We start from the raw sequence: 16127 nt of genomic DNA, 5'->3' as shown, positions 1-16127 counted from the left end.
CCGCACAGCTGGCGTGCAACAAAGCAGGTTTAGACTCAAACGTCAGGCTTTGGTGGCAATGTCCTTGGCGATCAGCTCAGCGAACGCTTCGATGGACATCACTCCGAGGTCACGATTACCCCGGCCGCGCACTGCAACGGCGCCGGCCGCCTTTTCCTTGTCGCCCGCGACGAGGATGTACGGCAGCTTTTGCAACGAATGCTCCCGTATTTTATACGTAATCTTCTCGTTGCGCAGATCCAGGGCCACCCTAAGGTCTTGATTCGGCAGTGCTTTTTGCAGCCGTTCAACAATTTCGCGACAGTAATCGGCCTGCGCGTCGGTGATATTGAGCACCGAGACCTGCACCGGAGCCAGCCACACAGGGAAGGCGCCAGCATAGTGCTCGATCAGCATGCCGATGAAACGCTCCATGCTGCCCACCGTGGCACGGTGCAGCATCAGCGGGCGCTTGCGGCTGCCGTCTTCGGCCACGTACTCGGCGTCCAGGCGCTCGGGCAGGTTGGGGTCGATCTGCATCGTGCCGCACTGCCATTGGCGGCCCAGCGCGTCCTTGAGCGTGTACTCGATCTTCGGGCCGTAGAAAGCGCCCTCGCCTTCGGCGATCTCGAACTCGCAGCCCGAATGGCGCAGGCCATCCATCAGCGCCTTCTCGGCACGGTCCCAGGACTCATCGGTGCCGATGCGCGCCTCGGGCCGCGTCGCCACCTTGTAGATGATGTTGGTGAAACCGAAGTCCTTGTAGACCTTCTGCACCAGGGCCGTGTAGTTGGCGCACTCCTCCAGCACCTGCTCTTCGGTGCAGAAGATGTGGCCGTCGTCCTGCGTGAAGCCGCGCACGCGCATGATGCCGTGCAGGCCGCCCGTGGGCTCGTTGCGGTGGCAGGCACCGAACTCGCCGTACCGCAGCGGCAGGTCGCGGTAGCTCTTGATGCCCTGCTTGTAGATCAGGATGTGGCCGGGGCAGTTCATCGGCTTGAGCGCGTACTCGCGCTTTTCCGACTCGGTCGTGAACATGTTCTCGTGGTACTTGTCCCAGTGACCGGTCTTCTCCCACAGCTGCTTGTCCAGGATCTGCGGGCCCTTGACCTCCTGGTAGCCATTGTTGCGGTACACGCGGCGCATGTACTGCTCCACCTCCTGCCACAGGGCCCAGCCCTTGGGGTGCCAGAACACAGTGCCGGGCGAGTGCTCGTCCATGTGGAACAGGTCGAGTTCGCGGCCGAGCTTGCGGTGGTCGCGCTTTTCCGCCTCTTCCAGCATCGTGAGGTACTGCTGCAGTTCATCCTTCGTGGACCAGGCCGTGCCGTAGATGCGCTGCAGCATCTCGTTGCGGTGGTCGCCGCGCCAGTAGGCACCAGCCACCTTCATGAGCTTGAAGAACTTGAGCTTGCCGGTGCTGGGCACGTGCGGGCCGCGGCACAGGTCCTCGAAGTTGCCTTCGCGGTACAGGCTCACGTCCTCGTTGCTCGGAATGCTGGCGATGATCTCGGCCTTGTAGTGCTCGCCCAGGCCCTTGAAGTAGGCCACGGCCTCGTCACGCGGCAGCACGCGGCGCACCACGGGCTCGTCCTTGGCGGCCAGTTCGGCCATGCGCTTCTCGATCGCCACCAGGTCCTCGGGCGTGAAGGGGCGCTTGTACGAGAAGTCGTAGAAGAAACCGTTCTCGATCACCGGCCCGATGGTCACCTGGGCTTCAGGGAACAGCTCCTTGACGGCATAGGCCAGCAAGTGGGCCGTGGAGTGGCGGATCACGTCCAGGCCATCGGCATCCTTGGCCGTCACGATGGACAGCGGGCTATCGGCCGTGATCTGGTAGCTGGTGTCCACCACCTTGTCGCCGATCTTGCCGGCCAGGGCTGCCTTGGCCAGGCCGGTGCCGATGGAGGCCGCCACTTCGGCGACCGTCACCGGGCCGGGAAACTCTCGCTGCGAGCCGTCGGGGAGCGTGATGTGAATCATGATGGGTCTCTAATCCGTGGATTGTGGGGATGGGGGTCGATCGCGAAGGCCCAGGCCATCGGAAATCGGAAAACAAAAAAGCGCGGAACCGGCCGCGCTTTTGTTGGGGGAGAGGTGAATCTCGTGCAGGCGCGAACGGCCAGCCACTAGTGGCCGGTGGAGGTCTCCGTGGTAGTTCGCGGTGTCATAACCAGATTGCCTTTCTCGCCCTTGTGGGAAATCAAACAGTTGATCCCGCCATTTTAACCATGTTCGCCCTGTGGCGCCTTGCCGCGGCACCTGCCGTCGCTCCATGGCAACGCCAACCCGGGCCACCGAACGCAAAAAGGCCACCCGCAGGGTGGCCTTCTGGAGTCTCCCCATCCCCCTTTGCGAGGGATTTCAGATCAGTGGAACTGCTCTTCTTCGGTCGAGCCGGTCAGCGCGGTCACGCTGGACTTGCCGCCCTGGATCACGGTGGTCACTTCGTCGAAGTAACCCGTGCCCACTTCCTGCTGGTGCGACACGAAGCTGTAGCCGCGATCGCGTGCTGCGAACTCGGGCTCCTGCACCTTCTCGACGTATGCCGACATGCCGCGGGCCACGTAGTCCTGGGCCAGATCGAACATGTTGTACCACATGGAGTGGATGCCAGCCAGCGTGATGAACTGGTACTTGTAGCCCATGGCGCCCAGCTCGCGCTGGAACTTGGCGATGGTGGCATCGTCCAGGTTCTTCTTCCAGTTGAACGAAGGCGAGCAGTTGTAGGCCAGCAGCTTGCCGGGGTGCTTGGCGTGCACGGCTTCGGCGAACTTCTTGGCGAACTCCAGGTCCGGCGTGCCGGTTTCGCACCACACCAGGTCGGCGTACTCGGCGTAGGCCACGGCGCGCGAGATGGCTTGCTCCATGCCCTTCTTGGTCTTGTAGAAGCCTTCGGCGGTGCGCTCACCGGTCAGGAAGGGCTTGTCGTTCTCGTCGTAGTCGCTGGTCAGCAGATCGGCGGCTTCGGCATCGGTACGGGCGATCACCAGGGTGGGCACGCCGTACACGTCGGCCGCCATGCGGGCAGCGATCAGCTTCTGGCAGGCTTCGGTGGTGGGCACCAGCACCTTGCCGCCCATGTGGCCGCACTTCTTCACGGAAGCGAGCTGGTCTTCGAAGTGCACGCCACCGGCGCCGGCGCGGATCATGGCCTTCATCAGTTCGTAGGCATTGAGCACGCCACCGAAACCGGCTTCGGCATCGGCCACGATGGGCGCGTGGTAGTCGATGTAGCCCTTGTCGCCAGGGTTCACGCCCTTGGACCACTGGATTTCGTCAGCGCGGGTGAAGGAGTTGTTGATGCGCTCCACGACCTTTGGCACCGAGTCCACTGGGTACAGCGACTGGTCGGGGTACATGGCCGAGTATTCGTTGTTGTCGGCAGCGACTTGCCAGCCCGACAGGTAGATGGCCTTGATGCCGGCCTTCACCTGCTGCATGGCCTGGCCACCGGTCAGCGCGCCCAGGCAGTTCACGTAGGGCTCGTTGTTCACCAGGTCCCACAGCTTTTCAGCGCCGCGGCGGGCCAGCGTGTGCTCGACCTGGAAGGAGCCGCGCAGACGCACCACATCGGCAGCGGTGTAACCGCGCTTGATGCCCTTCCAGCGGGGGTTGGTCGCCCAGTCTTTTTCCAGGGCGGCAATCTGCTGTTCGCGGCTCAGTTGTTCGTTGAAGGATTGGGGCATGGGGTCTACTCCTGAGGTTGGTTGAAAACACCGGGCTGCGTCTGCTGCCCATGGAGAGAACTTTAAGTCTTGTATAAGAGTTGCACAAGCTCTTATGTCTTATATAAGAGATAAATTTTTCCCTTATAAAACAAGACTTTATGCGTCAAATTCCTCAATGTGAAAACCATTTTCTCGTATTGAGAGAAATTGCCGCACCGCAACATTCTTGCATTCCACATCGGCAAAAGCAATTTTTGCAATGTGAAATATCGCCCATCTCCCCAGGGAAAGCGGCGCGGCCGTCTATGTACGACACAAGTGCTTGCACCTTCGCGCAAAGCCGAGGCGCGCAAGCGCCATCCATCAGTTGGGCCCGCTCCCCGCCTGCCGCATCCAGTCACCACTATCGATGCAGGGGGCTGCGCGCAGCCGATCGGGGTTGATCTCGTACACCAGGCAGTCCATGGGCACCCCATACACCAGCAAGCGGACCTCGCGCTTGAAGTACTCGTCGTCGGGTCGCCCATGGATTTCCTCGATGCCGTCCAGGCGCTGTTCGAGTGCGGGCCCGATCGCATAGACCTCGCCCACCACGACCCCGGCCCCCCCCAGCACGAGCCCCGGGTAGGCCCCCAGGTGGTACAGCGTGCCCTGGATCTGCGCACTGCCCACGAAGCGGGGCGCAGGAAGCAGCCGCGTGATGTCGTTGGAGCCGCCTTTGCGCAGGGTTCCATAGACAAAAACACAGCGCACAGGGCTCGGGGAAGGGGTTTCGTCAGGCATCATGCGGGTCCGTTTGATTTGCAGTGCGCCAGTGTAGGGAGCCCGTGGGCCCCGCTGATCGAAGGCCGGCATGGCCACCCCAACCGCGCAACGCCGCCTGCACCGCTCCGCTCCGATGTCCCGCTCAGCCCCACCCTCCCGGCCCCTGGCCTACCTGTGCCTGGCCCTCAGCATGTCCCTGGTGGGCAGCTATGTCGCCCTGTCCAAACCGCTGGCAGCCGTGCTGCCCGTGTTTTTGCTCGCCTGGATGCGCTTTGGCATAGGCGGCCTGGCCATGCTGCATTGGCTGAAAAAGCCGGCCGACGAGCCGCCCCTGACGGCCCAGACCCGGCGCCTGCTGTTCCTCGAATCCTTCCTGGGCAACTTCCTGTTCACCGCCTGCATGATCTACGGCGTGAGCCTGACCAATGCCGTGACCGCCGGGGTCACCATGGCCAGCATGCCGGCCGCCGTGGCCGTGATGAGCTGGGCCTTTCTGCGCGAAAAGGTGGCGCCGCGCACCTGGGTGGCCGTGGGCCTGGCCGTGGCCGGCATCGCCCTGTTCGCCATCGCCAGCCCGGGCCATGGACCCGAGCCTGAGTCAAGCGCAGGCAAAACCGGCCCAGCCTGGCTGGGCCAGCTGCTGCTGCTGGGCGCCGTGTTCTGCGAGGCAGCCTACTCGGTGATCGGCAAGAAGCTCACCGGCGCACTCGGCCCCCGGCGCATCACCTCCATCATCAACCTCTGGGGCTTCACGCTGTCGGCGCCCCTGGGCCTGTATGCCGCCTGGCACTTCGACTTCGCGGCCGTGGGCTGGGGCACCTGGGTGCTGCTGGTGTTCTATGCGCTGGCCGCCAGCATCTGGACCGTGTGGCTGTGGATGACCGGCCTGCGCGTGGTGCCGGCCGCGCAGGGCGGCGTGTTCACCGTGCTGCTGCCGGTGAGCGCCGCCCTGGTGGGCGTGCTGGTGCTGGGCGAATCGCTCAGCGGTCTGCAGCTCATGGCCTTCGGCATTGCACTGGTCAGCGTGCTGCTGGCCACCCTGCCCTCGCGCCTGGCCTGGCGGGTCGGAAAAGACGCCTCAGGCCGACAGTGACGCCGCGCTGACCACCATGCCGTCGGCATCCGCATAGAGCCAGTCGCCGGGGCGCACCCACACGCCCTGGATCTGCACGGCCACATCGCGCTGGCCTTCGTTGCGCTTCTCGGTGGGCAGAGGCATCAAGGCCAGGGCGCGGATGCCCACGGCAGCGGCGCGCAGCTCGGCGATGTCGCGCACGCAGCCGTCCACCACCACACCCGCCCAGCCATTGCGCGCCGCAGCCGCGGCCAGGTTGCCGCCCACCAGGGCCTTGCGCAGCGAGCCGCCGCCATCGACCACCAGCACACGGCCATTGCCGGGCGAATCCACCGCGGCCTTGACCAGGGTGTTGTCCTCGAAGCACTTGACGGTGCTCACCGGGCCGCTGAAGGCCGGCACGCCGCCCAGGTCCTGGAACACCGGGGGCAGCACACGGAAGGCGCCGCTGTCGTCGCCCTTGTGCGCGTCGCAGAAATCACAGGTACTGAAGGCCGGTGAGGATGGGGCTGTCATTGTTGCAAAGACCTTTCGGGCGAAAAATGAAAAGAGGAACCAGCGCGGCGGCGCAACCCGCCGCCTCCTTTCCTCATTGTCGTGCAACGCACGCGAAGCCCCGGCCCATCGCGCAAGCGCATAACCCCCACAGGCCACTTTCCTCCCCTGGGAAAGCACCAAAACGGTGAGCTTTACCGTCCCTGGGGCAAGCAAGCAACAAATCGAGGCAAAAAAAGCGTTTTCTCCCTTGGAAACGCGTTTTTTTCCCAGTAGCATCGGCCTGCCAGCAGAGAGGCAAGCTCTCACTGGTCAGACAATCTACTTCCAACAAGGAAAATCCAACATGGCAACTGCAAAAAAGGCTCCGGCAAAAACAGCTCCCGCCGCCAAGGCGCCAGCCACCAAGGCCGCCGCTCCTGCCAAGAAGCGCACGCCCAACGCTGCGTTCATGAAGGCCCTCACCCCCAGCCCCGCCCTGGCGGCTGTGGTCGGCTCGGCACCGCTGCCACGCACGGAAATCATCAGCAAGCTGTGGGTCTACATCAAGGCCAACAACCTGCAGGATGCAGCCAACAAGCGCAACATCAACGCAGACGCCAAGCTCAAGGATCTGTTTGGCAAGCCCCAGGTGTCGATGTTCGAACTGGCTGGCCTGATCGGCAAGCACGTCAAGTAAGCAGCCACACGCCAGTGCGCAGGACTTTGCTCCCTGCGCCCTCTGAAAAGCCGGCCCCGTGCCGGCTTTTTTGCGTCTGGCGCCGTAAAGTCCGGGTAAAGCTGTTGCAGAAAAGTAACGAATTGAATATGAATTATTAGCAACACGATTAAGATTCCGGCGCCCCGAAGCACAGCCACGCACGCGATCTGCGGTTGCCAGCCACTGCACACCCCCAGGCCCCTGCCTGCGCACGCCGCCTGCCAGCCACTGCTTCAGAACACCGTCGCGAGCCCCTCGCGCCCCCCACCGTTCCGCTGGAGAAGCCCCTTGGCCAAGAAACACCACCGCCGCGCACAGCCCGTCGCGCGCGCCGCCGCCCCCGTCGCCACCTCCCCTATCTCCGACAAAGGCCTGCTGCCCCTGGGCGCCCTCATGCTGGCCGCATCGGTGAGCAGCTGGGCCCAGACCGCCACGCCCGAAGCAACCATGGGCACGGTGACGGTCAAGGAAGCCGCTGAAGTGCAATCCAAGGACACGCTGCAAACCAAGAAGAGCAGCATCGGCAAGAGCACGCAGGACATCCGCGACATTCCCCAGTCGCTCACGGTGATGACCGAGCGCCTGATGGACGAGGCCAAGCTCGACACCCTGAAGCAGGCCCTGCACTACACCTCGGGCATCACCTTCGCAGCCACCGAGAACGGTACCGACCAGGACATCCGCCTGCGCGGCTTCCCCGTGGCCACCGTGGGCGATCTGATGATCGACGGCATGAAGGACCCTTCGCAGTACGAGCGCGACACCTTCAACTACGACCGCATCGAAGTGCTGCGCGGCTCGGCCTCCATGCTGTTCGGCCGGGGTTCCACCGGCGGCGTGGTCAACCAGGTCAACAAGAAGCCCCTGCTCCTGGACCAGTACGAGCTGGAAGCCACCTATGGCACCGACAGCGTGCTGCGTACCACGGCCGACCTGAACAAGCACCTGGGCGAGAACGCAGCCTTCCGCCTGAACCTGATGCGCACCAAGGGCGACAACCACGGCGCCAAGATCGACAAGTACGGCATCGCCCCCACCGTGAGCTGGGGTGTGGGCACGCGCGACGAGTTCTCGGTGGGCCTGTTCCACCTGGACACGGACAACGTGCCCCAGGCCAACCTGCGCTACCTGCAGGGTTCGGCCCCCACGCTGATCAACCCCAAGAACTTCTACGGCACGCAGAGCGACTACCTGCGCGGCAAGGCCACCTACGGCATGGCTTCGTGGATCCACCGCTTCGACAACGACAGCGAGCTGACCACGCAACTGCGCGCCGGCAAGTTCGACCGCTCGCAATGGGGCACCACCGCCGGCTACGGCACCACGGGCGGCGTAGCCACTACCTGGGCCAACCTGAACGGCAGCACCATCCTGACCAGCGCCGGCCTGAGCCCGCGCGCCGACACGCATGAAGGCGTGTACGCCCAGACCAACTACACCGCCAAGGCCAACTGGGGCGGCATGAAGCACGAGCTGATGGCCGGCATCGATGCCAGCCAGGAAAAGGCGTTCTTCAACGTCGCCCTGGGCCAGCCCGGCACCAACTACAACAAGGGCAACACCACCGTGGGCACGCCGGACGACGGCCGCACCACCGCGATCTCGCCCTCGTACCGCTACGATCAGAACTACAGCTCCTCGTCGGTCGGTGCCTACGTGCAGGACCTGGTGCAGATCGCCCCGCACTGGAAGCTCCTGGGCGGCCTGCGCTGGGACCGCGTGAGCTCCACCCCCGAGCGTGACCTGTACACCAACGGCGTGATCACCCACGAGACGACGCGCCTGCGCTACAACTCGCTGTGGAGCCAGCGCGTGGGCGTGCTGTTCCAGCCGAGCGAGACCGCGTCCTACCACTTCTCGTACAGCACCTCGTTCAACACCTCGGCCGACACCTACCGCTTCACCACTCAGCAGAACGCCAACACCGACGCGGAAAAGAGCCGCAACTTCGAGCTGGGCGCCAAGCTGGACTGGCTGGACGGCAACCTGTCGACACGCGCCGCCATCTTCCGCACCGAGAAGTACAACGAGCGCACCACCGATGCCGACTTTGCCGGCACCGCCTACCTGCTCAACGGCAAGCGCCATGCCTCCGGCCTGGAACTCGACGTGGTCGGCCGCATCAACCCCCAGTGGGACATCTACGCCTCCTACACCTGGATCCCCGTAGCCACCATCGACAAGACGGGCAGCGCCGCGGCCAACACCGTTGGCCAGCGTGTGGGCCTGACGCCCAAGCACAGCGCCAGCGTCTGGCTCGGCTACCAGGCCACGCCCAAGCTGCGCGTGGCAGGCGGCGCGCGCGGCGTGAGCGAGAACCGTCCTGTGGCCGGCACCACGGGAGCGGCCTCGGCGACCGCCTACGCGCAGGGCTATGTGGCCATGGACCTGATGGCCCAGTACAACTTCACCGACAGCGTGTACGCCAAGCTCAACATCAACAACGTGGCCAACCGCAGCTACGGCGACCAGCTGTACCCCGGCTTCGTCACGCTGGGTGAGCCGCGCAACATCCGCCTGACGGTGGGCACGCGCTTCTAAGCCCTACCATCGGTCCATCCCGAGCCACCGACACCCACCATGCTGCAGCACATCCCGAACCTCCTGAGCGCCGACGAACTGCGCGGCGCGCAGGAGCTGCTTCGGGATGCGCCATGGCACGACGGGCGCGTCTCGGCCGGGCCGCAGGCGGCGCAGGCCAAGAACAACGAGCAATTGCCCGAGCAGTGCGAGGCGGCGCAGGCCCTGCGCCAGATCCTGCTGCGCGGGCTGGAGCGCAGCCCGCTGTTCTTCTCGGCCGCCCTGCCCAAGACCATTTCGCCCCCCATGTTCAACCGCTATGGCGGGGCCACCAATGCCTTTGGCAACCATGTGGACAGTGCAGTGCGCTTCCTGCCCGACGGCAAGGGCCGCGTGCGCACGGACATTTCGTGCACCGTCTTTTTGAGTGCCCCCGAAGACTATGTCGGGGGTGAGCTCGTCATCGAAGACACCCATGGTCCCCAGCGCGTGAAATACGCTGCGGGCGACATGGTGGTCTACCCCGGCACCAGCGTGCACCGCGTGGAGCCGGTCACGCGCGGCCAGCGCCTGGCTGGTTTCTTCTGGGTGCAGAGCATGGTGCGCAGCGACGAGCAGCGCCGCCTGCTGTTCGACATGGACCAGCACCTGACGCAGTTGCGCGGCAGCGTGGGCGAGACCTCGGGCGCCATCGTGGGCCTGACCGGTTCGTACCACAACCTGCTGCGCATGTGGGCCGACGTGTAGCCGCATCCTGCAGGCACCTTGCCCATGCCGCCCCCCTCCCCCGACACCCCTGCGCTGCAGCCAATCCCGGCGCACATCGTCACCCTCGACGACCACGAGCGCCATGCGCGCAGCCAGCTCGACGACAACGCCTGGGCCTACTTTTCCGGCGGTGCGGCTGACGAGATCACGCTGCGCGCCAACCGCAGCGCCTGGGACGCCCTGCCGCTGTGGCCGCGCGTGCTGCGCCCCCTGGCCGGCGGCCACACTCGGGTGCAGTTGCTGGGCCGCACGCTGGCCCACCCCGTGCTGCTGGCGCCCGTGGCCTTCCAGCGCATGGCCCACGGCGACGGTGAGCTGGCCACGGCCTACGCAGCCGCCGCGCTGGGCGCCGGGCTGGTGCTGAGCACCCAGGCCACGCTGCCCCTGGAAACCATTGCCCAGGCCATACTGAACGACGCCGGGCGCGGCCCCCTGTGGTTCCAGCTCTACCTGCAGCACGACCGGGGCTTCACCCGCGCCCTGGTGGAGCGCGCCGAAGCCGCAGGCTACGAGGCCCTGGTGCTGACCGTCGATGCGCCCTCGAGCGGAGCGCGCGACCGGGAGCGCCGTGCGGGCTTTCACCTGCCCCCCGGCATCACGGCCGTGAACCTGGCGCAGCTCCCGCCCGCCCCGCGTGTGGCCCTGCAACCCGGCCAGAGCGCCCTGTTCGACGCCCTGCTGCACCAGGCCCCCACCTGGGACGACGTGGCCTGGCTGCAATCCATCACCCGCCTGCCGGTGCTGCTCAAGGGCGTACTGCACCCGGCCGACGCCCGGCAGGCGGCCGGCCTGCAGGTCGCGGGCCTGGTGGTGTCCAACCACGGCGGCCGCACGCTGGACACCGCCCCCGCCACGGCCATGGCCCTGCCGCGCATCGTGCAGGCCGTGGAAGGCCGCCTGCCGGTGCTGGTGGACGGCGGCATTCGCCGCGGCACCGACGTGCTCAAGGCCATGGCGCTCGGGGCCTCGGCCGTGCTGGTCGGCCGCCCTGTGGTCTGGGCCCTGGCCAATGCCGGCGCCGCAGGCGTCGCCCATGTGCTGCGCCTGCTGCGCGACGAGCTGGAAATCGCCATGGCGCTCACCGGCTGCGCCACGCTGGCGGATGCCTCGCCGGCCTTGCTGGACGCCGATCACTAGCAGGTGCGCCAGACCGGCAATCGGGTTTTCCCCTCTCGCCAGGAATGATTTGTTGCAAATGCGAAAAATTCGCATTTATAATCAGCCATCTTCTACCAGCCAGCCACCACTGCCTGCCGCCATGATCGTCTGTGTTTGCCGCCGGATTTCTGACCGCGAAATCGCCCGCCACGCCCGTGCAGGCATGAGCTTTGATGAAATCCAGTTCGAACTGGGCGTTGCAACCCAATGCGGATGCTGCGAAAGCTGCGCCCGCGACGTGGTGGCCCAGTGCAGCGCCTCGGGTCCCATCGCCGCCTTGCACAACGAGGCAGCGCCCCAGACGATCCAGCTTGCCAGCTCCATCACGGAAAGCAAGGCATGGAACTCCTCTCTACACTCGCCGGCAGCCTGATCCTCGTCGCAGGCTCGGCCTGGTGGATCTTCCGCAAATAATCAAGGTCTCACAGGCCTATGCCGTTTGCCGCGCAAGCGGCGGCAGCCGCCATCACACTTATGTCTCACCCTGATCGTTTTGCCCCTCCCGCGGGCGTCAGTCGCAATACCGTGATCGTAGGTTCCGTCGTGCTGCTGCATGTGGCGGGCATCTGGGCGCTGCAATCGGGCCTGCTGCGCCGTGCGGCGGAAGTCATCGTGCCGGCGGAGCTGCTCAGCGAGTTCATCGCGCCGCCCGCGCCCAAGGTGGAGCCACCACCACCCAAGCCCGCACCGCCCCCGCCCAAACCCGCACCGCAGCAGGTCAAGGCCCCCAAGCCGGCCCCCATGCCGGTGGCCATTCCCGACCCGACACCCGCCCCCAATGCCCCCACCGGCGTGACCACGCCGCAGCCTCCGGCCCCGCCCATCGCCGCGCCCGTGGCCGTGGAAGCGCCGCCACCGGCACCACCCGCGCCCCCGGCCCCGCCCAAGATCGAGCTGCCCTCGAGCGACGCCGCCTACCTGAACAACCCCAAGCCCAGCTACCCCGCCATCAGCAAGCGCATGGGCGAGCAGGGCAAGGTCATCCTGCGGGTGCTCATCGGCACCGACGGTTCGCCGCAGAAGGTGGAGATCAACAAGTCCAGCGGCTTCGAACGCCTGGACCGCCAGGCCCAGGAAGCCGTCATGCGCTGGCGCTTCGTGCCCGGCAAGCGCAATGGCGTGCCAGAGACCATGTGGAACCTGGTACCCGTCAATTTTGTTCTCGAATAATCATCAGGAGTTCTCATGGAATCGCAATTCGGCATCGCCAACGTATGGATCCAGGGCGACTTTGTCACCCGCGCAGTGGCCGTCATCCTGCTGGCCATGTCCCTGGCCTCGTGGATCGTCATCATCATCAAGGCGCTGGACATCGTGAAGTTCAAGAAGCACAGCCGCGCCGCCCAGGACTTCTGGCACAGCGAGGACTTCGCGGCCGGCCTGTCCAAGCTGGGCCAGGACAACACCAACCCCTTCCGCCACCTGGCACTGGAAGGCCGTGAAGCCACGGCCCACCACCGCAACACCAAGGCCCACCTGCACGACAGCCTGGACGTGAGCGACTGGGTCACGCGCTGCCTGCGCAACTGCATCGACGAATTCACGGCGCGCCTGCAATCGGGCCTGGCCATCCTGGCATCGGTCGGCTCCACCGCCCCCTTCATCGGCCTGTTCGGCACCGTGTGGGGCATCTACCATGCGCTGGTCGCCATCGGCACCTCGGGCCAGTCCACCATCGACAAGGTGGCCGGCCCCATCGGCGAAGCCCTGATCATGACCGCCCTGGGCCTGGCCGTGGCCATCCCGGCCGTGCTTGGCTACAACGCCCTGGTGCGCGGCAACAAGTCCATCCTGGGCGGCCTCAACAGCTTTGCCCACGACCTGCACGCCTACTTCGTGACCGGTGCCCGCGTGTCCGCTGGCGGCGAACAGGGCAAGGTGCTGCCCATCAAGAAAGGCAGCTAAGCCATGGCCTTCGGAACCCAAGACGAAGCCGATGACGTGATGAACGAGATCAACATGACGCCGCTGGTGGACGTCATGCTGGTGCTGCTCATCATCTTCATTATCACCGTGCCCGTCATGAAGCACTCGGTGAACGTGGACCTGCCCCGCGCGACCAACCAGCCCGAGGACGTGAAGCCCGAAACCGTGCGCCTGTCGGTGTCGGCCGACGGCAAGTACTACTGGAACGAGTCGCAGGTGACGGACGAGGAGCTCTTCCCGCGCCTGCAGGCCGAGGCTGCCAAGCAGCCCCAGCCGGACCTGCACATCCGCGGCGACAAGGAAGTGCGCTACGAGCGCGTGGCCCAGGCCATGGCCAGCGCCCAGCGCGCCGGTGTGCGCAAGATCGGCTTCGTGACCGATCCGCAGTAGGCAGCGCGCCTGCGGCGCCGCAAGGTACCGGCCGCGCCCCCCACGCAGCGACAGGCCTTCGGGCCTGTTTTGCATGGTGCCTGCGGTGTGCATGCGGCCCTCGGCGCCTGCCCGGCCAGCCGCAGCAAAGATTCTCACCGGTCCCTGCAGAAATTGCTTGACCAGTAATTGCGAATCACTATCATTAGCGAACCGTACAGAATTCAACGCACCAGGAATCCTCCCATGCAAGCCACCCTGACTGCCGCCACGCTCCTGCGCCCCGCCTCTGCAGACTCCCTGCAGCCGCAGCAAGGCACCCCCGGCGTGGACGCAACGGTCGCCGTGGACAGCAATGACCTGCTGCAAGGCCAGAAGGCCGTGGCCATCAGCCACAACGGGTCGGTGTACCGGCTGCAGGCCACCAAGCTCGGCAAGCTGATCCTCACCAAGTAAGCAAGAGCCCTTCTTTTCCAGGTTTCATCGTGGGGCGACTCCCGGGCACACAGTCCGCAAGGGTCGTTTTTGCCAGCCAACGGGCTTGATTGACCCGCGTAGCCAGGCCTTTTTTTCCACGGTACCTGCTTCCCTCAGGCAAGCCCCTCACCGGGCCGCTTGCCCCAAACGGCCCCTCTGGGGCCGTTTTTCTTTGGTGCGCGGCATTCCAGGCAAACGCCCGAAATGGCCGGGTTTCACCCCGCTGTTCGACCCCGGGAAGGCGGGTCCGGTGTGAAACACTTCTTGACGTTTCTCCCCTTTGCAGGCACCACCCGCCAGGCGCCATCCAAGCGCCTGCCACATGCCGGAAGTGCCACGCAAAGAGGCCATCTGCCCACCCTGTGCACCACCCATGACCCAGCCTTCCACCGCCCGGCCCGAGATTTCCAAAGCCCAGCTGCTGCAGGAACTGTCGGCTTTCGCCAACCCCAGCGACAAGAAGGGCGTGACCCTGGTGCTGCGCGACCATGTGCTGTACTGGGCCTTCATCGCCACCGTGCTGCTGGCCGAGCCGATGTGGCTCAAGGTCGTGGCCGCGCTGATGGCGGGCTTTCGCCTGTCCTCGTTCTACACCCTGGCGCACGACGCCGCCCATGGCACCCTGGCCCGCTCCAAGCGCCTGAACTGGGTGCTGGCCCTCGTGGCCGGCGTGCCCGCCACGCACAACTACCGCATGTGGTCGCACGACCACAACAAGGTGCACCACCCCTACACCAACGGCGACCACTTCGACTACTACACGCCCTACTCCAAGGCCGGCTACGACGCGCTGCCCTGGCACAAGAAGGTGCTGGAGCACATCTACCGCGCGCCCCTGGGCATCGGCCTGTGGCTGTACTTCGCGATCCACTGGTTCCCGACCCGCATCTACCCCAATGTGCGCACGCCCAAGGACCAAGTGCCCGAGTCGCGCAAGTACTCGGCCCTGCTGCTGGCCTACCACGGCAGCTACGTGGCCTTCCTGCTGTGCGCACCCGCCTTTGCGCCCATCAACGCCCTGCAGGCCGTGCTGCTGGGCTGGGTGCTGCCACTGTTCACGCTGATGTTCCTGAGCAGCACCTCGCTGTACATCATGCACACCCACCCCGACATTCCCTGGTTCAAGAGCGACGACCTGCGCAGCAACCGCCACAGCCCCGAGGTCTGCTCCGTGGTCTGGGTGCTTCCCGACTGGTTCTCCAAGGTGGTCAACAACGTCTACAACCATGCCGCCCACCATGCCCATGCCGGCATCCCCTCGTACCACCTGCTGGCCGCGCAAAAGCGCATGAACGAGTTGGTGGGCCACAAGCTGGTGATCGAGAAGGCGTCCGTGCGCACCCTGCTCAGGACCATGCGCACCTGCAAGCTCTACGACTACGAGAACCACCAGTGGCTGGACTTCAAGGGCCAGCCCAGCGCCCCGCGCATCGACCTGGAGCGCAAGGGCCTGGTCGCCCTGCGCAACCCCGTGCGCCGGCCTGCGGTGCCCGTCCAGGCCCCCATGCCCAGCCCTTCTCTCGCGCCCAACGGCAACGCCCTGCCCCACCCCATGGCGGACGCCACCGCCTGATACCTGGTGTCTCCCAACGAAAAAACCGGCCAAGGCCGGTTTTTTTCATGGGTGCTGCATGCCGCGGGGCATGCCAGGGCTTACAGGCCGATGGCAGCGATGCCGGCGCGCGCGATCTGCGCGTCTTCGGTCGACTTCACGCCGCTCACGCCCACGGCGCCCAGGCACTGGCCGTCCTTGAGGATGGCCACGCCGCCTTCGAGCAGGCCGTCGATGGTGGGGGCGCTCAGGAACGCGGTGCGCCCGCCGTTCACGATGTCTTCATAGACCTTGCTGTCGCGGCGGCCCAGGGCGGCCGTGCGGGCCTTGGAGGGGGCGATGTGCGAGGACACGGCAGCGGCGCCATCCAGGCGCTGCAGCCACAGCAGGTGGCCGCCATCGTCCACGATGGCGATGGTCACGGCCCAATTGTTCTTCAGGGCTTCGGCTTCGGCGGCAGCTGCAATGGCCTTGACGTCGGCCAGTTCGAGTTCGTGCTTGGTCTTCATGGATGCGGTGCGAGGTTGGAGGGGGTGCGAACGCGCCCCCCAAGGGATGGAAACCGGCAAGCATAGCGGCTCCCGCGGGTGCCACCAAGCCTGCCTGGGGCGAAAGAATAGTGACCAGGGACAGCGCAATCCCCCTCCCCGCCCCCTGCTCCTCCCACCGCAA

Annotated in this window: 16 protein-coding genes; 11 read left to right on the top strand and 5 right to left on the bottom strand. The window is 65.6% G+C overall.

Translation table 11 applies throughout. The features are described from left to right. Positions 1-42: 42 nt before the first annotated feature. From thrS to AC3WOH_RS12495, 3 genes are all read right to left on the bottom strand, one after another. Positions 43-1962, bottom strand: coding sequence for a threonine--tRNA ligase (gene thrS / locus AC3WOH_RS12505; protein WP_492229656.1), 1920 nt, complete (start codon positions 1960-1962; stop codon positions 43-45). Positions 1963-2348: 386 nt separating this feature from the next. Continuing rightward, positions 2349-3668 (bottom strand): isocitrate lyase, encoded by a 1320-nt coding sequence (gene aceA, locus AC3WOH_RS12500; RefSeq protein WP_492229655.1) that lies wholly within the window; start codon positions 3666-3668, stop codon positions 2349-2351. Positions 3669-4013: 345 nt separating this feature from the next. Continuing rightward, entirely contained in the window at positions 4014-4433 is a 420-nt protein-coding gene (locus tag AC3WOH_RS12495) for a gamma-glutamylcyclotransferase family protein (RefSeq protein WP_492229654.1), read from the bottom strand. 115 nt (positions 4434-4548) lie between these two features. Here AC3WOH_RS12495 and AC3WOH_RS12490 point away from each other — a divergent pair, with 115 nt between their 5' ends. Then, positions 4549-5508: a DMT family transporter gene (locus AC3WOH_RS12490; protein ID WP_492229653.1), complete on the top strand. Its 960-nt coding sequence runs from the start codon at positions 4549-4551 to the stop codon at positions 5506-5508. Here the strand turns inward: AC3WOH_RS12490 and rraA are convergent. Continuing rightward, positions 5494-6006, bottom strand: coding sequence for a ribonuclease E activity regulator RraA (rraA, locus tag AC3WOH_RS12485; RefSeq protein ID WP_492229652.1), 513 nt, complete (start codon positions 6004-6006; stop codon positions 5494-5496). The genes AC3WOH_RS12490 and rraA overlap by 15 nt on opposite strands. 325 nt (positions 6007-6331) lie before the next feature. On the opposite strand from rraA, the gene AC3WOH_RS12480 reads away from it, so the two are divergent. The 10 genes from AC3WOH_RS12480 to AC3WOH_RS12435 all read left to right on the top strand — a co-directional run bounded on the left by AC3WOH_RS12480 (position 6332) and on the right by AC3WOH_RS12435 (position 15476). Continuing rightward, a complete protein-coding gene (locus AC3WOH_RS12480) occupies positions 6332-6664 on the top strand; it encodes an SWIB/MDM2 domain-containing protein (RefSeq protein WP_184861038.1) in 333 nt (110 codons plus the stop codon). 309 nt (positions 6665-6973) lie between these two features. Then, positions 6974-9226, top strand: coding sequence for a TonB-dependent receptor (locus AC3WOH_RS12475; protein WP_492229651.1), 2253 nt, complete (start codon positions 6974-6976; stop codon positions 9224-9226). 39 nt (positions 9227-9265) lie between these two features. After that, complete coding sequence (locus tag AC3WOH_RS12470; protein WP_492229650.1) at positions 9266-9952, top strand: Fe2+-dependent dioxygenase; 687 nt, start codon at positions 9266-9268, stop codon at positions 9950-9952. Between the two features lie 24 nt (positions 9953-9976). Next, a complete protein-coding gene (locus AC3WOH_RS12465) occupies positions 9977-11110 on the top strand; it encodes an alpha-hydroxy acid oxidase (RefSeq protein ID WP_492229649.1) in 1134 nt (377 codons plus the stop codon). Between the two features lie 121 nt (positions 11111-11231). Next, on the top strand, positions 11232-11504 hold the full coding sequence (locus AC3WOH_RS12460; protein WP_492229778.1) for a (2Fe-2S)-binding protein: 273 nt from the start codon (positions 11232-11234) through the stop codon (positions 11502-11504). Between the two features lie 101 nt (positions 11505-11605). Beyond that, the gene (locus AC3WOH_RS12455; RefSeq protein ID WP_492229648.1) at positions 11606-12301 is read left to right on the top strand and encodes an energy transducer TonB; all 696 of its coding nucleotides are present in this window, start codon (positions 11606-11608) and stop codon (positions 12299-12301) included. A gap of 15 nt (positions 12302-12316) precedes the next feature. Continuing rightward, a complete protein-coding gene (locus tag AC3WOH_RS12450; RefSeq protein WP_492229647.1) occupies positions 12317-13036 on the top strand; it encodes a MotA/TolQ/ExbB proton channel family protein in 720 nt (239 codons plus the stop codon). Positions 13037-13039: 3 nt separating this feature from the next. Next, on the top strand, positions 13040-13447 hold the full coding sequence (locus AC3WOH_RS12445) for an ExbD/TolR family protein (RefSeq protein WP_184861048.1): 408 nt from the start codon (positions 13040-13042) through the stop codon (positions 13445-13447). Between the two features lie 225 nt (positions 13448-13672). Further along, positions 13673-13882: a hemin uptake protein HemP gene (hemP, locus tag AC3WOH_RS12440; protein ID WP_184861050.1), complete on the top strand. Its 210-nt coding sequence runs from the start codon at positions 13673-13675 to the stop codon at positions 13880-13882. Positions 13883-14276: 394 nt separating this feature from the next. Continuing rightward, on the top strand, positions 14277-15476 hold the full coding sequence (locus tag AC3WOH_RS12435) for a fatty acid desaturase family protein (protein WP_492229646.1): 1200 nt from the start codon (positions 14277-14279) through the stop codon (positions 15474-15476). 80 nt (positions 15477-15556) lie between these two features. On the opposite strand, the gene AC3WOH_RS12430 is transcribed toward AC3WOH_RS12435, so the two are convergent. After that, complete coding sequence (locus tag AC3WOH_RS12430; RefSeq protein ID WP_184861054.1) at positions 15557-15964, bottom strand: GlcG/HbpS family heme-binding protein; 408 nt, start codon at positions 15962-15964, stop codon at positions 15557-15559. Positions 15965-16127 lie beyond the last annotated feature (163 nt).

This window comes from Acidovorax sp. FW305-C-20-28 (assembly GCF_058783375.1).
Note: the sequence above shows the minus strand (reverse complement) of the source record. Positions and strands in the feature narration are given on the sequence as shown.

Coding starts and splice junctions, on each gene's coding strand:
- thrS (WP_492229656.1), bottom strand. CDS start 1,962: ATGATTCACATCACGCTCCCCGACGGCTCGCAGCGAGAGTTTCCCGGC.
- aceA (WP_492229655.1), bottom strand. CDS start 3,668: ATGCCCCAATCCTTCAACGAACAACTGAGCCGCGAACAGCAGATTGCC.
- AC3WOH_RS12495 (WP_492229654.1), bottom strand. CDS start 4,433: ATGCCTGACGAAACCCCTTCCCCGAGCCCTGTGCGCTGTGTTTTTGTC.
- AC3WOH_RS12490 (WP_492229653.1), top strand. CDS start 4,549: ATGTCCCGCTCAGCCCCACCCTCCCGGCCCCTGGCCTACCTGTGCCTG.
- rraA (WP_492229652.1), bottom strand. CDS start 6,006: ATGACAGCCCCATCCTCACCGGCCTTCAGTACCTGTGATTTCTGCGAC.
- AC3WOH_RS12480 (WP_184861038.1), top strand. CDS start 6,332: ATGGCAACTGCAAAAAAGGCTCCGGCAAAAACAGCTCCCGCCGCCAAG.
- AC3WOH_RS12470 (WP_492229650.1), top strand. CDS start 9,266: ATGCTGCAGCACATCCCGAACCTCCTGAGCGCCGACGAACTGCGCGGC.
- AC3WOH_RS12465 (WP_492229649.1), top strand. CDS start 9,977: ATGCCGCCCCCCTCCCCCGACACCCCTGCGCTGCAGCCAATCCCGGCG.
- AC3WOH_RS12460 (WP_492229778.1), top strand. CDS start 11,232: ATGATCGTCTGTGTTTGCCGCCGGATTTCTGACCGCGAAATCGCCCGC.
- AC3WOH_RS12455 (WP_492229648.1), top strand. CDS start 11,606: ATGTCTCACCCTGATCGTTTTGCCCCTCCCGCGGGCGTCAGTCGCAAT.
- AC3WOH_RS12450 (WP_492229647.1), top strand. CDS start 12,317: ATGGAATCGCAATTCGGCATCGCCAACGTATGGATCCAGGGCGACTTT.
- AC3WOH_RS12445 (WP_184861048.1), top strand. CDS start 13,040: ATGGCCTTCGGAACCCAAGACGAAGCCGATGACGTGATGAACGAGATC.
- hemP (WP_184861050.1), top strand. CDS start 13,673: ATGCAAGCCACCCTGACTGCCGCCACGCTCCTGCGCCCCGCCTCTGCA.
- AC3WOH_RS12435 (WP_492229646.1), top strand. CDS start 14,277: ATGACCCAGCCTTCCACCGCCCGGCCCGAGATTTCCAAAGCCCAGCTG.
- AC3WOH_RS12430 (WP_184861054.1), bottom strand. CDS start 15,964: ATGAAGACCAAGCACGAACTCGAACTGGCCGACGTCAAGGCCATTGCA.